Genomic DNA, 14,683 nt, shown 5'->3' on the forward strand with positions numbered 1-14,683 from the left:
GGCCCTCACGAACTCGAGACCAAGCAGCCACCAATCATCGAGAAGACCAAGCAAGCCTTGGCAGAGAAGGACCCATCATGAGCACAGCACTCCATGAGCGCCAAGACATCCTGGCCGACCTGCAAGACTTCATGCAGCAGGCCAACAACGAGCTGACCGCGACGGACATGTTCTGTGGCGCCGGCGGATCATCCACAGGTGCGCTCGAGGTTCCGGGCGTGACAATCAAGACGGCCATGAACCACTGGGCCCGTGCCATTGAGACGCACAACGCCAACCACCCCAAGACGGATCACGTCTGCGCTGACATTCAGATCACCGACCCCAGATACATCGCAACCTCTGACATTCTCTGGGCATCTCCGGAGTGCACCAACCACTCCGTAGCAAAGGGCAAAAAGCGGATAACCAACCAAGCTGACCTGTTTGGGGATTCCATCGCTGACGAAGCCGCCGACCGGTCCCGGGCCACCATGTGGGACGTGCCCCGGTTCGCCGAATGGCACAAGTACAAGCTCATCATCACCGAGAACGTGGTCGATGCCGCCAAATGGGTCATGTTCGATGCCTGGTTGCTCGCCATGAAGTCCCTTGGCTACGAGCACCACATCGTCTATATGAACAGCATGCACGCCCAGCTTGGCGGCCTCCCCGCGCCACAGTCGAGGGACCGGATGTACGTCATGTTCTGGCTCAAAGGCAACCCCCGACCGAACTTCGACCTGCTCATGCCACTGGCTCACTGCGCCACGTGCGACGAGATGGTGCGCTGCGTTCAGTCTTGGAAGAACCCGAACTACCGTTGGGGCCGCTACAAAGCGCAATACGTCTATCCGTGCCCGAACATCAAGTGCCGAAACGCCATCATCGAGCCGGGATGGCTGCCTGCCGCGTCCGCGATCGATTGGAAGCTCCGCGGGCAGCGCATCGGCGACCGCACCAAGCCGCTCGTGCCCAAGACAATGGCCAGGATCGCCGCCGGGCTCAAGCGCTACCACGGAAAGGCAGTCAGCATCGATGCCGTGCGCGGCGCCGAGATCATCAGCCCCGTCCACGCCGAGCCGTTCCAGACGCAGACGACCAGCTACACCCGGTCGCTGCTCGTGCCGGTCGAAGGTCGCGAAGGAAAGCAGGCCGCCCCTGTCGGCGACGTCCTGCGGACGCAGACCACCCGTAACGAAACAGGCCTCCTCGTGCCAGCTGGCGGGACTTGGAACGATGATGCCCGGCCATTGTCGGATCCCATGCGGGCTCTCACCACTCGGGACGCCAATGCCGTCGTTATGCCGCCGCTGATCGTCAACAATGTCAGCGGATCAGATGCGTCGCGAACTGCAACGGCATTCTCACCTCTGAGGACTCTCGTCGGCGGTGGAATGCACGAGTCGTTGCTCGCGGCGCCCGGAGCGCACCTTCTCATGGAGTACTACGGCAACGGACAGATGCACCCCGTATCCAAGGCAATCCCGACGATCAGCACGACTGACCGGTTCGCCATGGTCACCACCATGCGCGGGACATCGCCCGAGCACCTGGCCGCATCGAACGCACCCACCACGGATCCGTTCGGTACTTTCAGCGCAGGCGGCCAACACCACGCTGTTACTGAATGGACCGTCCCCGACATCGAGGACTGCGAATTCCGGATGCTCGAACCGTACGAGATCAGCGCGGGCATGGCGTTCCCCAAGACCTACATCATGACGGGCAACAAGCGCGAGCAAGTGAAGCAGGCCGGTAATGCTGTGACCCCGCCCGCTGCGCGCGACCTGTTCATCGTTGCGGCCCTCTCCCTGGCGGGCGCCGGAACGCTGGTGGCGGCGTGAACAGGTTACGTCGTCGCGTCCACCTGCGGTGTGACGGTCTCGTCCTCCCTGCCAAACATGCCGGCAAAGAGCAAGGCCAAGACAACCAGGAGGAACAACACGCTTGCGGCGATAAGGAGGGTGAAAACAAAGTTCTCAGCCTTCGTGACCACGATACCTAGGCACAAGCCCAGGGAAATGAGATTGGCCACGACGGCGAATTCCCGCCAACCCATGAGTCTCTTGCGCCACTTCTGGCCCGGAATAAGGGAAGGAGAAAGCCGATCCTCCAACGCAAGGAATACCAGGAGAGCCGGAATCACCTGGGCGAGCAAACCGGCCGCGTTCACATCAATAGTCATGGCCGGAGCATACACACAGGCACTGACACCCGCCGGCCGCCACCTCGGCATGATCGCGGCCGAATCGCTCGGCGTGGCCGCGTGAGAATGCTATTTCTCGACACACGCACTACTAAGGAGTCGGCATCCTGACGCCGTCGCGGATTTTCCAAACCCGCAGCGCGTAGTAGAGCGTTATCAAGAATAGAACGGCGATTGCCCCGAAGATCAGGATGCTAAGCGCGGGCGCGTCGAACCCGAAACCCCATACCCAAACGAAGGTCCCTGCGGCGAAACAATAAGCAAGGCCTGCTCCTACGGCGACGGTGATGCTGGCGCGGTCATTGATGATGTCAGCCAAACGGGTCAGAGACCTGCCACTCTGTTGTTGCTTTTCCTTGAAGTCTGATGCCCTAGTCATCATCTGCAGATAACTGCCCAAAAGAACCACTGCCGTTGCAATGAGAGTCGAAAGCGCATTCCAGTGATCTGAGTTCATAGTTCCCCCTCTAAGGGCTCCCGGCGGCGACGTTTGGCCACTTTTGCGGGAGTCCAAGACTTCTATCGACAGGGAGATCGGCCCGGTTAGCCAGAGGTTCTAATCAAGTCGCATCACCACGCCCTATCAACTTCATCCCGGGATTCTTTCGGGACATGACCAAGCAGCTACCGACCAGCAGAGAAAGGACGAATCAATGACCAGGCAATACGGGCGGATCAAGGCCCGTGGGAGGTGGACTGTTGGAAATCTTGCCACCCTATGACGGATCCATGCCCATCGACGTCTGGAAGGCAATTCGCGTCCGCGAATTGAAAGCCATGACCTCCCGTGAGTCTTCCCTCCTGAAGCTCAAGGGCCCTGACGGAAACAACCTCTACCGTATAACCGACGGCGGCAACATCGTGCGGACTAAGCCACTGTCGAAGGCGACGCGGAGGAAGGTCGTCGAGCGGGATAGGGCATGCATTCAGTGCGGGGCTGGCAGCCCGTTCGAGGTGGACCACATCATTCGCTATGCGGACGGAGGGAGCAACCTGCCAGAAAACCTGCGAACCCTCTGCCTTCGGTGCCATAAGAGCAAAGGTGGAAGGTAGATGGCTTGGTTCAACGCGGATGACAAAATGCACGGCCACCCGAAGTCACGGGCTGCTGGTCTGGAAGCGATGGGCCTATGGCTACTTGCCGGCACCTACTGCACGGACTACCTGACGGACGGGCTCGTGCCGGCCTGGTATGTGGAGTCATGGCCAAAGGGTAAGCAACTCGCACAGAAGCTCATCAAGGTGGGCCTCTGGGAATGCGCTGGCGATGACTACCAATTCCTGTCTTGGGAGGAATACCAGCGCACCAAGAGCCAAGTCGAAGCCGACAAGGCAAAGGCTCGGGAGCGCAAGGCGGAATGGCGGAGGAACAGAACCGGAACGGCAGTGGAACGCTGAATGTCCCGCGGGACAAAGGGCGAGACGGAACGCGTCCGGAACAATGCCCAAGACCAAGACCAAGACCAAGTACTTAATACTCACCTCGTGTGGGCTCTCTCGCCTTTGAGTTTGAGGTGCTTTTCAAAGAAGTGATGAAAAGAGTTTCCAACCAATCGTCACCTTAGGTGATGCGCGGGTTCGGGACTTTTGGCTTGAAAGGAATCCCAATTTGATCATCACAGACCAGCAAGGGCGGGCCGTCGCCTACTTGCTCCACGAGATCCGACCAGACTGGCCCGTCGCCTCGCTGGTGTCACTCATCGACAAGCACCGCGACGTCCCAAGCCTGGGCGCCCTGACCATCGCCGCAACCACCAAGGCAATGGAAGCCACATGCCAGACGCCCGCGCCGATCTTCCACCCCGGGCCGCACTGGCCGGAAGCCGCCCGTCGCCAGCTACCCAAGCCCCCGCCGTGCGAAGACCACATCGGCCAAGACGGCCACACATGCAGATCATGCTGGGCGGACGTCAAAGCCGGGATCCGCCCACAAACCCACATCGGAAAACACCACGAAGCCGTCTCAGAAGAGGCGGCTTCTGACGTTCAGGAGGACGAATGAAATTCAAACTGGGCGACACTGGCCGCGTCATCGCCACACCCTGCCGCCACTTCGACGCCGCTGGAACCATCACAGCCATCAACGAAGCCCAGCGATACCCATTCCGCGTCCAAGGAAACCCAGGCGATCGAGCATGGCCGCTCATCACAGGCGGCGCATGGTTCGGACCCCACGAACTGATCCTCGCCGAACCGGCACACCTCCACGAAATGCTCAACGACATCGAAGGCCAGCAACCCGTACGAAACATCCACGACCGCAAGGAGAAAACGCTGTGATCCGCAAAGAAGGCAAAGCCCGATGGACGTACACCTGCGGAGCATGCGAAGTCCGACTGACGCACCCCGACCAGTTCCGGGCCATCGAAGCATGCCATCGGCACGAACGAGGCTTCGGGCACTTCGCGGCATTGCTGGGCTCCGGCTTGACGGCTGCCTTCGCGCCAATCATTGCGGCATTCGGGTCCGGTTACGCCTCGAAGGCGGCTGTCGAACGAGAAAGCGCAGCCGTTGCGGCAAAATACGCGCAGCTCCCCGAGGCTAAGTCTGCACTTGATGCCTTAGAGGCAATGAGCTTCGCGCAGATCCCGCTGCCACCGAACATCCCACGCGACCCCACGCTGCGTCGGGACCGGCGAAAGTGGGGCGGCCGATGACTTCGCTGCGCGTCGTCGCCTACGGTCTGCCCGCCTCGCAGGGCAGCAAGAAAGCGTTCAAGCGTGGACGGAAGATCGTCTTGGTCGAGATGGATGAGAAGCTGCCCGCCTGGCGCGCCGCCGTCGAAGGGGCAGCCCGAGCCGCCGCCGGGATGCACTGGGCGACCATCGACGGGCCAGTGTCCGTAAGCGGCGAGATCCGGTTACCCAAACCCCGCACAACTAAGTACCCGGACGTACCCGCCGGCACGCCAGACCTCGACAAACTCCAAAGAGCGGTAGGCGACGCCCTCACCAAATCCAAAGTCATCAAAGACGACGCCCGAATCGTCCACTGGAACATCCGCAAAGTCTGGGCCGAAAACCTAAGCGGACTCGACATCACCATCACCCAGGAGCAGCCATGAGCAACATCAAGATCGAACACGCCGCCGACGACAAGAAGATCGGCATGACCGTCGGCGACGTCTTCGCATTCGCCCAAAACGCCCTCAACCACGACATCGACCCGCGCACACCCGTCAAAGTCACCACCGGATTCCGCATGCAAATCCAGAAACTCGAAGCCGGAGGCAGCCGGTGAGCAACTTCAAGAATGCCGAGGCGCTCTTCCAGGTCGCCTCAAAAGGTAACGAAATGCGCAGTGAGCACCAAGCGAACATGGCGGCACTCGCCCAAGTGCAAGCCACACTGGCTCTCGCGTCCGAGCATCGAACCGCCAACCTCATCGCTGCCGCTCCCCACGCGGCGACCATCGGAGATGCCAAAAAGATCTGGGATCAGATCGCGGAAGGGCTGGGCCTCGATTGAGCCTCTACGACAAGATCACCGCCGAGCCGGCGTCGCCACGCAAGCTGCGCCACTTCGCGTACCGGACCTACCCCGACGCCGGCGAGCAACAGATCAGCGCCCACGAAATCTACTTCTACGAAGCCGGACGCATCGGCTTCTGGAACTACACCACCGACTCCGACGACGGAGAACGGATCCTCATCCTCGCCACCAAGGCCTTCCAAGTCCGCCAGGTGACCCAACCCGAAGAAAGGCGAGATCAGGCTTGAGCAACGAATGCACCACGGAAGACTGCGCGAACTGGACAAGCACCTACCTCTGCACGCAATGCGTCCGGGACCTGAAAGCCTGGCTCGACAAAGTGCCCGTCCTCATCGCCGCCCTAAGCGTCACCATCGCGAAACTCGACAACGTGAGGCCCGCCGGTGGCGGATGGAACAGCGGAAGCAAGCCCGGCAGCGCGGCGCCAATCAACCTCGACGCGCTGCAACTCCAAGAGAACCTTCGGACAGTCAACAAGACTCTGGCATCAGAACACGCAAAGGACCCTCGCGCATCCGGCATCGCATGGATGATCCGAGACTGGGTCACCAAAGCCGAACTGCTCGTCAGTGGACCCGAGGAACCGCCCGTCAACCATGCTGCCAACCGCGAGCGCATCAAAGGCATCGCACCACCAATGCCAACCCGCAAACTCGTGCCCTGGCTACGAGAAAACGCCCACATCAGCCTCACTGGCAAGGACATTCGAAATTGGGTAGCCCGGGGCAAGTTCAAAGCGGTAGAAACCAAGCCTTCACCCACCTACAACCCCCATGAGGTCCTGGACGCTTGGTACGCGACACGCCGAGAGGCACTCGTGGACGCTAGTGATTGATGGTGAGTTGTGGTGAGTGTCGGTAGCTGTTGGTAATCGTTCGTGATGTGCGTTAAAGTGACTCACTGAGGGGTAAGTGACGTACCCAAAACCAAGCCGGATCGCCAAGCGACCGGCTTTTTTCATGCCCCTAGATAGGTACCAAACCCCCAAGGAGGCCCTATCTCCCGCGCAGGGACACGCGCACGCCGCTCGCCGCGAGGCGCCGGCCACACACTTCCCCGGGGAACCGGGAAGCAAGAGCACCGGCTGGTGACCGTTGCAACGCCGGACCCGGGCGAGGCGCGCCAAGCCCGGGCCTGGCACAAGAACCAACAACTGAATAGCCCGCAGAACATGAGCTGCGGGAGGGGTGAACGAGTTAGCTGGCCTTGACCGCTGGAACATGCGGCCGGTCGAAATAGCGTCAGGTTCGATTCCTGCCAGCCCACGGGAACCACAATGGCTCCCCGAATCGAGGCACAGCCGAGAGGCAGCGTCCGGCCCGCGCAAACCCCATGAGCGCGGGCCACAAGGGAATGTAACTCAGATGGTTAGAGGGACCGGCAAACATGCCGGGGGTCGCTGGTTCGAATCCAGGCATTCCCCCTTTCCGGTAGCGGCGGTCAAAGTCACGCCCCGCCTCACGAACGGCAAGCGAACCAAGGTAGGAGCCGGGTGTTTGCTCTCTCCACCTGCTAAGGCGCCTACCTGCCGCCGCACCGGAAACACCAAGGGGCTTAATTCAGGTACCACCTCTTCCGTTCCTCCGGGTCATACGGAGTCCCCTCAGGGGCGCAGGGGCCAACATGGTTGACCTCAGCCTGGCATTGGACAAAGCCCTTGCCGTCGGGCCCGTCGAGTACTGGAAAGGTTTCCGGGCATCTCACGAACGGTTTCGTTGCGCTGTCATCTGTAGTCATTGGCGCATCATCCCACCCCACCGACCGGCCCCGCAATTAACGGAGGCAAGTCATCGCTACCTCACGCACAGGCACGGCCACATGGAAGCGCATCTCACGCCAAGCCAAGAAGCTGGCCCGAGCCAATGGTCAGACGCGCTGCCCTCACTGCGGAGTTGTGCTCGACTACGACGTCGGGCTCACGCCATGCAGTGCCGAAGCAGACCACATCATCCCGCATGCCAAGGGCGGACGAGACGAACTATCAAACGTCATCGTCATATGTCGAAGGTGCAATCAGTCCAAAGGCAACCGCGCTGCACCCAAAGCAATAACGGTCATGGCAGCCAAACCGCTCAAAACCAGCCGCCGATGGTAATCAACAGCCTGTGGATAACCCGTGGATACGAAAAGTCGTATCCCGGAACCCCGTATCGGGGTATGGGGAGGGACCCCTCCCCGGGGGCCTCCCGTTCGCACCCCAGGCATTAGCGAAAATATCCCCCCGAGCCCTCGGCTAGGTCTGTCTAAGCTCTTGGACTGTGGCTAGGGTTGGGCCATGGCCGCCTGGAAAAAGGGGCCGATAACCACGCTGCAGTTGGTCTGGTTTTCCGTCCTGTATGCATTTATCGCGGGTTCCCAGCTAGTAAGTCTGGCTGACGGTAGCGCGCGATATCCGGTCGTGTCGTGGGTGTTGGTCGCGGTATCCGTGGTTCTCGTGGTGGCTATGGTTTTTGCTCGCATCTGGGCTGGAAAGCACCCGCCGACAGGCTGATCATCTAGGAGGCCTGCCATGGATGTTCCTGCTGGCCTTGGTGAGCGTGGGATTGCCTTGTGGGCAGCGATGTCCGGCAATGACGTCGCGCGCAACGCTCTCGTGCTTGAGTGCGCGCGCCTGGCCGATCGGTTGGACGAGCTGGACAACATCATTCAGGGCAAAGGCGTTCTGAACCTGATGCAATTTCGGGTGATCGATTCGATGGTCACTGACGACTCGCTCGATATCAATGTCGAGGTGAAGTTCCAGAACGTATTTTCGGAGGCCCGGCAGCATGCTACGGCCCTCGCGATGATCCTGGCCAAGCTCGCTGTGGGCGGTGATGCCGCTCAAAAGCCTGTGCCGGCCGCCGAGAACGTAACCCCGCTTGATCGAATCAAGGCTCGGGGTTTGAAGAAGGCCTGACTGGTGGTGGTGTCGGTTGAAGGGTTCGCAGACGCCACGGCTCCATATTGTCCCGGCGCCCCGTGGCTATTCTTGTGATCACGCTGAGGCTGCGATTGATTTGGCTGGCGCATATGGTCTGACTCTGGACGAGTGGCAGGAAACTGTTGTTCGAGCGTGGTTGCGGACGACGACTACGGGCCGCTGGTGTGCTGGCACCTGGGGTTTGTCCGTGCCTCGCCAGAATGGCAAGAACGGCAGCCTTGAGGCCGTCGAGCTGTACATGCTTGTTGTGCTCGGGCTAAAGATCCTGCACACCTCGCATTTGCTTGGGTCTGCGCGCAAGGCGTTCAAGCGCCTCATGAGTTTCTTCGGGACGAAGGTCAACGACCCGCATGCGAAGTTTCCTGAACTGAATGCGCTCGTCAAAGAGATCCGCAAGACGAACGGCCAAGAGGCAATCGAGCTACACAACGGCGGCCTGATTGAGCTTGGCGCCCGAACGGGTGGCGCAGGCCGCGGTAGCTCTTTCGATGTCCTCGTTGTTGACGAGGCTCAGGAGTATGAAGAGGACGAGCAGGAGGCTCTGAAGCCGACGATCTCGGCCGCTCCTTCTGGCGATCCGGTGACGATCTTCATGGGCACACCGCCTCGGGATTTGTCAGAGCGCGGCGAGCCGTTCGTGCGGGTCCGGAATAACGCCGTCTTGGGTAAGAACAAGCGCGCAGCGTGGATTGAGCATTCGCCTGAGGGTGACGTCGACCAGATGGATGAGGCAACGCTTATTGCGTTTGTCCAGGATCCGAAGAACTGGGCTGCCGCGAACCCGGCCCTCGGCATTCGTGTACTTGTTGAGACCGTCCAGGATGAACTTCATGAGTTCTCGCCTCGCTCTTTTGCGCGCGAGCGGCTGAACATGTGGCCTACGCCGACCGAGGCAGGCAAGCGCGCTTTCACTAAATGGGATGACCGCGCGATTGATGACCCGGATCCTGAGTGGCCTGTTGCCGCATACGGCGTGGACATGAATCCGGAGCGAACCAAGGTGAGCATCGGTGTTTCGACTTTCGCTGAAGGCGACGACATCCATCTTGAATTGGCCGCTGACGCTCCCTTCGATGAGCGGGGCACGACGGCGCTTGTTGAGTGGTTGTGGGAGCGCGCGAAGCGGCGTTTCCCGATCGTCATCGATTCGTTCTCGCCAGCCCGGGACTTGCTCGAAGCACCGTTGAAGGCCAAGAGGATGAAGGTGTTCATCCTTGGTGCCGCTGAGTACACGCAGGCGTGCGCCGGTTTGCATGAGGCTGTTGAGAAGTATCCGGCGGTCTCCCACTTTGGGCAGGAGCATCTTGATCTTTCCGCGAAGAACACGGTGCAGGACCAGATCAAGAACCGTCCGGGCTCATTCAAGTGGAACCGTCTGAGCCTTGATGTCGACCTGTCTCCGATCGTTTCCGTTACGTGCGCCCATTTCGGCGCCGTCAAGTTCGCCAGGCGGCCCCGTTCCGGGACCGTGAGGAAAAGGCACGCAATTGTTGGTTAGGGGTGACGCTGGTGGCTGTTCTTGACGTGGTTCGGAAGCTCTCTTTTGAGGAGTCGACGGCGTTCTATCGGATGCTGTCCACGATCCGGCGCAAGGCTTCCCGTAACAAGCTGCGGGAAGCGTACGTCGAGGATAAGAAGCGTCTGGACAAGATCGGCTTTTCGGTTCCGCCGCACATGATTGACTTTCAGACCCCGATTGGTTGGGCGTCGAAGGGGATCAAGGTTCCGGCGTCGCGGATCCGCCCCGACGGCTTCACCCTTCCGCGCCCGTCGACGCTGCTGGAAGAGGTCAACGCGACCTTCGAGGACAACTACCTTGGCGCTGTGGAGCGTATGGCGATTGAGTCGTCTTTGCAGCATTCTGTCGCGTTCGTCTTTGTGACCCCTGGCGATTCGGATCTTGCCGAGCCTGATGTGATCGTTGCAGCCCGCACGGCACTCGAGGCCACGGCGGAAGTTGACGCCAGGACGAACCGCGTGACATTGGCTCTCGAGATGGTTTCGGCCACTAAGGCGTTGTTGTACGTTCCGGGCAAGACGTTGCGCTTGGATTCTGGCCGGGACGGCTGGATGGTCACGCGCGAGATTAAGAACTTGTCTGGCCTCATTCCTTGCATCCCGTATATCTGGGGTTGGTCTCTGTCCCGCCAGTTTGGCCGGTCCAGGGTGACGCGCCCGTTGATGGGTTACATCGACAAGGGCGTCCGGACAATGCTCCGGCAGGAAGTTACTGCCGAGTTCTTCTCGGCCCCGCAGCGGGCATTGCTTGGCGCTGACGAGGCGCACTTCACTGGCCCGGACGGTAAGCGGATCTCGCCCCTTGAGGCCCTGATTGGCGGCATGTGGGCGCTGCCTGACGTGTTCGATGAGGACGAGCAGAAGCTTGTTCGCCCGGACATCAAGCAGCTCCAGCAAGCGTCGATGCAGCCGCATTCGGAGATGATGCGCACCATCGGGTTGATGGTGTCCAGTGAGCTGTCAATCCCGGTCGGCTATCTCGGCATCATTCACGACAATCCGTCGTCTGCTGATGCGATTCTCGCTTCGGAGTCGGACATGGTTGCCATGGTTGAGAACGAGCGGGATATCAGCTACAAGATTGCACACGAGTCGCTGGCCCGGACGATCTTGGCAGTGAAGCACGGCGGGATCACGCCGGGCATGGCTGCCGAGTTGCGGGGGCTGACGGCAAACTTTGCGAACGCTGGCACACCTACTCGTTCGGCACGCGCCGATGCGGCCCTGAAGTACACCACGGCGTTCCCCAACAGTGACCCTGAGGTTGCGATGGAGGAATACGGGCTGTCCAAGACGCAGATCGAGCGGAACCTCGCGTATGCGAAGCGCGCGCAAGCCGGGCAGCGTCTTGACGCTCTGGTGGCGGCGTCCAAGTCGTCCGCGACTCCAGTGTTCAGTGATGGCACTACGGCGCCGGCCGGGGCCGTTGATGACCAGCTCAAGCAAGCGCAGGTGCTCAAGGCTCAGGCTGACGCACTGGGCGTGCTTCGCCGCGCTGGTGTTGATGCTGGCGACGCGGCCGCACGTTCGGGCCTGACTGGCGTCAAGTTCATGCCGGGCTCACCGATCACCATTCGTGAGAATCCGTAGCAATGACCGATCCGATCATTGAACAGTTCCGGGCGGTTAACGCAGGGCTTTCGAAGCTTGTCCGCGATGAGTTGGCCGGATTTTTCGGCATACTCAATTTGGCCAAGCCGGAGGCTGTTCGGGACGCGCTGCTGGAGTTCGTGCCGCTTTTGGTGTCCGAGTATGGCTCAGCTGCCGAGGCGCTCGCCATGGACTACTACGACGAGCTCCGGGCAGCGTCGGGTGCTGCTGGCATATTCCGTGCGGCGGTTGTGGGAGCTGGCATTCCCGCGTCGGCGGTGGAGGCGAAAGTCCGCTACCTCGCCGGGCAGCTGTGGACCCCGGATCCTGCATCGATGCTGGGCGGGCTGCTGAGCGCGGCGGATAAGTACGTGAAGCAACCCGGTCGGGATGCGATCGCTCACAACGCTGAGCGTGAGGGAGCTCGCTGGGCCCGTGTGCCGACTGGCGCCAAGACGTGCGCCTGGTGCCTCGTGCTGGCATCGCGGGACGCCGTCTATCTGTCCAAAGAGTCTGCCGGCGGCGACGGGCATAAGTACCACGGACTGTGCGACTGCATCCCCACGCGCATAGCCAGCGCTAAGGACTATCCGCCTGGCTATTTGCCGGACGACTACTACGCGATGTATCAGGCCGCTCGCGAAGAAGCCGGCTCCGGCAATCTCAAGGACATCAGCGCGGCCTTCCGCAGGCTTCACCCGGACGTCGTCAATGACGGAGTCCACACCCACTAACCGCTCCGGCGGTTCACACTCTCCCTTCCGTGCGATGCGGGCAGGGTTATTCGCCGTGCGATGCGGCATCCAATAAGGAGTTCGAATTGAGCAAGAATTTTCCCCACGGTATCGACATCACTGCCCCGGGCGGCATTGAGAAACTGTTCGCCTTCAACCGGGCCCGTTTCGGCAATGCGGTCATGGAAATCACCCCGGAAGCAGCCGCGCAGGCAGCCGCCGACGCCGCAGCAAAAGCTACAGCTGACGCCGCGGCCGCAGAAGCTGCGAAGGCCGCCGGCGAGAAGCTTGGCGAAGGTGGGCTGAAGGCTTTGCAGGCTGAGCGCGATGCTCGTGCTGCTGCCGAGAAACGGGCTGCTGATGCTGAGGCGAAAATTCAGGCCGCGGAGGACGCCAAACTGTCCGAAATCGACCGTGCCAAGAAGGAACGAGACGACCAGGCAGCCGAGAACACGAAGCTCAAGGCCACCAACGCCCGTCTCGCCGCGCTGGCCAAGTATCCCGTCCCGGAAAATCGCCAGCACTTGGTGACCGGGACCGACCCGGCGACCTTTGAAGCTTCAGCCAAGGAGATCTCCGAGCTAATCGCCGCCGCCGAGGGCAAGGCTCCCAAGCCCGCCCCGGTGCACGAATCCGGCAACCGCTCCGGCGAAAACAACCCGACTGGCGGCTCGCTTGCCGCCGGCCGCGACGCGTACGCGGCCAAACACAACAAGAAGTCCTAGAAAGGATCCACCATGCCTCGTCTTCGCACTGAAACTTACGGCAGCGGAAATCTTGCCTGGCTCGGTTCCGGACATGCCATTGGCAATGCCCGCACCGAGACGGTCAGCGTCGCCGCCTTCACCAAGGCAACCCACTTCCCGGACGGCTACCTCCGTTCTGGCCAGCCCGTGGCCAAGGTAGGCGGCGTTCTCGTCCCCTACGACGCCACCGAGGCCACCGTGACGGGCGCCGGCATCCTCGCTGGCCACATCCTGTTCGACCTGCAGGTGGAAGGCCAGACCAACGTTGCCGCCCCGCTGCTGGACCACGGCCGCGTTGTGGCCTCCAAGGTCCCGGGTGTCTTCGTGAAGCCCGCTGCCGCCGCCAAGCTGTCCGCTACGACCATCGTCTACGTCTAAGAAAGGAGTGACTGATTATGCTTTGGACCGATCTCGTCACCCCCGCCGAGGCCACAGGGTACGCTCGCGCCGCCCTGTCCGACCTCGAAGTCAACAATGCCTCGCTGGCCCGCTGGATTCCGAATACTGAGGTCTCTGACCTCTCGGTTCGGTTCCGCAAGGGGCAGGCCGGTTTCGTGCAGGAAGCCGCGTTCCGCGCCTTTGACGCCGAGCCGGAACTGGCCGGTTCCACCTCGGGTCAGCGCGTCACCATTGACCTGCCCGCCCTCGGCCAGAACCGACCGGTCTCGGAATACGACCAGCTCCTGCTGCGCAACTCGCCGGATGAGGTGATCCGCGACTCGATCTTCAAGGAGATCTCGAACGCGGCCCGCGCCGTCGCCGACCGTATCGAGCGCCTGCGCGGTACCGTGCTGGCCACGGGCAAGGCCACCATCAACCAGACGAACTTCATCTCCGATGACGACTTTGGACGCTCCGGCACCCATAGCGTCACGGCGGCGTCGCTCTGGTCTGACCCGACGGTGTCGCGCCTGAGCGACCTGAATGCATGGTCGGACGTGTACTCGGCGACGAACAACGGCACGGTCCCTGGCTGCATGCTGATGTCCCGCCGCGTGTTCCGTGCGCTGGCCGCGGGCAAGGAATTCGCCACACTGCTGGCGAACGGCGCTACCCGCCCCGGTTTGGAAGCTGACGTGCGCGGCCTCCTGACCGCCGCCGGCCTGCCGGAACTATTCATCTACGACCGCTCCACTTCCGGTGGCCGCGTGATCGCTGACGACAAGCTCCTGTTCCTGCCGGCCCCGGTTGATCCGCAGTCCGGCCAGTCCGAGATGGGCGCAACCTTCTGGGGACAGACGCTGACCTCGATGGATTCCAACTACGCCATCGAGCCGTCCGAACAGCCCGGCGTCGTCGTTGGCGTCTACAAGAACGAGAAGCCCCCGATGATTGCCGAGGTTGTCTCGGATGCCATCGCCCTTCCCGTTCTGGCGAACGCGAACCTGTCCTTCGTGGCCAAGGTTCTCTAGTTGACCGCTGGGCGGCGCCTGGGCTTCGAGTCCGGGCGCCGTTCGGCCCCAATCTTTAGGAGTCAGTATGGCGACTTTTGC

General features: G+C 61.4%; 21 protein-coding genes. 19 read left to right on the top strand and 2 right to left on the bottom strand.

Features of this window, described 5'->3' with window-relative positions; all coding sequences use genetic code 11:
• Positions 1 to 77: 77 nt before the first annotated feature.
• Positions 78 to 1,826, top strand: a complete 1,749-nt coding sequence (locus AC4CS3_RS01210; protein ID WP_490781859.1) for a DNA cytosine methyltransferase — start codon at positions 78 to 80, stop codon at positions 1,824 to 1,826.
• A gap of 5 nt (positions 1,827 to 1,831) precedes the next feature.
• On the opposite strand, the gene AC4CS3_RS01215 is transcribed toward AC4CS3_RS01210, so the two are convergent.
• Together AC4CS3_RS01215 and AC4CS3_RS01220 are read right to left on the bottom strand one after the other, a co-directional pair.
• The gene (locus AC4CS3_RS01215; protein ID WP_490781860.1) at positions 1,832 to 2,167 is read right to left on the bottom strand and encodes a hypothetical protein; all 336 of its coding nucleotides are present in this window, start codon (positions 2,165 to 2,167) and stop codon (positions 1,832 to 1,834) included.
• A gap of 112 nt (positions 2,168 to 2,279) precedes the next feature.
• A complete protein-coding gene (locus tag AC4CS3_RS01220; RefSeq protein WP_490781861.1) occupies positions 2,280 to 2,645 on the bottom strand; it encodes a hypothetical protein in 366 nt (121 codons plus the stop codon).
• Positions 2,646 to 2,917: 272 nt separating this feature from the next.
• Between AC4CS3_RS01220 and AC4CS3_RS01225 the strand changes: the two genes are divergently transcribed.
• The 18 genes from AC4CS3_RS01225 (at position 2,918) to AC4CS3_RS01310 (ending at position 14,602) form a co-directional block, all read left to right on the top strand.
• Positions 2,918 to 3,241, top strand: coding sequence for an HNH endonuclease (locus tag AC4CS3_RS01225; RefSeq protein WP_490781862.1), 324 nt, complete (start codon positions 2,918 to 2,920; stop codon positions 3,239 to 3,241).
• Entirely contained in the window at positions 3,242 to 3,586 is a 345-nt protein-coding gene (locus AC4CS3_RS01230) for a hypothetical protein (protein ID WP_490781863.1), read from the top strand.
• Positions 3,587 to 3,797: 211 nt separating this feature from the next.
• Entirely contained in the window at positions 3,798 to 4,190 is a 393-nt protein-coding gene (locus tag AC4CS3_RS01235) for a hypothetical protein (RefSeq protein ID WP_490781864.1), read from the top strand.
• Positions 4,187 to 4,468 carry a hypothetical protein gene (locus AC4CS3_RS01240; protein WP_490781865.1) on the top strand — a complete coding sequence of 94 codons (282 nt, stop codon included), beginning with the start codon at positions 4,187 to 4,189 and terminating at the stop codon, positions 4,466 to 4,468. The genes AC4CS3_RS01235 and AC4CS3_RS01240 overlap by 4 nt, the downstream gene beginning before the upstream one ends.
• Positions 4,465 to 4,845 carry a hypothetical protein gene (locus tag AC4CS3_RS01245; protein ID WP_490781866.1) on the top strand — a complete coding sequence of 127 codons (381 nt, stop codon included), beginning with the start codon at positions 4,465 to 4,467 and terminating at the stop codon, positions 4,843 to 4,845. Before AC4CS3_RS01240 ends, AC4CS3_RS01245 begins: the two co-directional genes overlap by 4 nt.
• Complete coding sequence (locus AC4CS3_RS01250) at positions 4,842 to 5,252, top strand: RusA family crossover junction endodeoxyribonuclease (protein ID WP_490781867.1); 411 nt, start codon at positions 4,842 to 4,844, stop codon at positions 5,250 to 5,252. Before AC4CS3_RS01245 ends, AC4CS3_RS01250 begins: the two co-directional genes overlap by 4 nt.
• Complete coding sequence (locus tag AC4CS3_RS01255; RefSeq protein ID WP_269997322.1) at positions 5,249 to 5,428, top strand: hypothetical protein; 180 nt, start codon at positions 5,249 to 5,251, stop codon at positions 5,426 to 5,428. Before AC4CS3_RS01250 ends, AC4CS3_RS01255 begins: the two co-directional genes overlap by 4 nt.
• Positions 5,425 to 5,655, top strand: a complete 231-nt coding sequence (locus AC4CS3_RS01260; protein ID WP_490781868.1) for a hypothetical protein — start codon at positions 5,425 to 5,427, stop codon at positions 5,653 to 5,655. The genes AC4CS3_RS01255 and AC4CS3_RS01260 overlap by 4 nt, the downstream gene beginning before the upstream one ends.
• On the top strand, positions 5,652 to 5,906 hold the full coding sequence (locus AC4CS3_RS01265) for a hypothetical protein (RefSeq protein WP_269997324.1): 255 nt from the start codon (positions 5,652 to 5,654) through the stop codon (positions 5,904 to 5,906). The genes AC4CS3_RS01260 and AC4CS3_RS01265 overlap by 4 nt, the downstream gene beginning before the upstream one ends.
• The gene (locus tag AC4CS3_RS01270; protein WP_269997326.1) at positions 5,903 to 6,514 is read left to right on the top strand and encodes a hypothetical protein; all 612 of its coding nucleotides are present in this window, start codon (positions 5,903 to 5,905) and stop codon (positions 6,512 to 6,514) included. Before AC4CS3_RS01265 ends, AC4CS3_RS01270 begins: the two co-directional genes overlap by 4 nt.
• Before the next feature lie 1,059 nt (positions 6,515 to 7,573).
• Positions 7,574 to 7,774: an HNH endonuclease gene (locus tag AC4CS3_RS01275; RefSeq protein ID WP_490781869.1), complete on the top strand. Its 201-nt coding sequence runs from the start codon at positions 7,574 to 7,576 to the stop codon at positions 7,772 to 7,774.
• Positions 7,775 to 8,188: 414 nt separating this feature from the next.
• Positions 8,189 to 8,578, top strand: a complete 390-nt coding sequence (locus AC4CS3_RS01280) for a hypothetical protein (protein WP_490781870.1) — start codon at positions 8,189 to 8,191, stop codon at positions 8,576 to 8,578.
• Between the two features lie 211 nt (positions 8,579 to 8,789).
• Positions 8,790 to 10,100, top strand: a complete 1,311-nt coding sequence (locus tag AC4CS3_RS01285; protein WP_490781871.1) for a hypothetical protein — start codon at positions 8,790 to 8,792, stop codon at positions 10,098 to 10,100.
• Between the two features lie 11 nt (positions 10,101 to 10,111).
• A complete protein-coding gene (locus tag AC4CS3_RS01290) occupies positions 10,112 to 11,710 on the top strand; it encodes a hypothetical protein (RefSeq protein ID WP_490781872.1) in 1,599 nt (532 codons plus the stop codon).
• Between the two features lie 2 nt (positions 11,711 to 11,712).
• The gene (locus AC4CS3_RS01295) at positions 11,713 to 12,444 is read left to right on the top strand and encodes a VG15 protein (RefSeq protein WP_490781873.1); all 732 of its coding nucleotides are present in this window, start codon (positions 11,713 to 11,715) and stop codon (positions 12,442 to 12,444) included.
• An 86-nt stretch (positions 12,445 to 12,530) separates the two neighbouring features.
• Positions 12,531 to 13,169, top strand: a complete 639-nt coding sequence (locus AC4CS3_RS01300) for a hypothetical protein (RefSeq protein ID WP_490781874.1) — start codon at positions 12,531 to 12,533, stop codon at positions 13,167 to 13,169.
• A 12-nt stretch (positions 13,170 to 13,181) separates the two neighbouring features.
• Positions 13,182 to 13,568 (top strand): hypothetical protein, encoded by a 387-nt coding sequence (locus tag AC4CS3_RS01305; RefSeq protein WP_490781875.1) that lies wholly within the window; start codon positions 13,182 to 13,184, stop codon positions 13,566 to 13,568.
• Between the two features lie 17 nt (positions 13,569 to 13,585).
• On the top strand, positions 13,586 to 14,602 hold the full coding sequence (locus AC4CS3_RS01310; protein ID WP_490781876.1) for a major capsid protein: 1,017 nt from the start codon (positions 13,586 to 13,588) through the stop codon (positions 14,600 to 14,602).
• Positions 14,603 to 14,683 lie beyond the last annotated feature (81 nt).

The organism is Arthrobacter sp. SE2 (assembly GCF_058244265.1).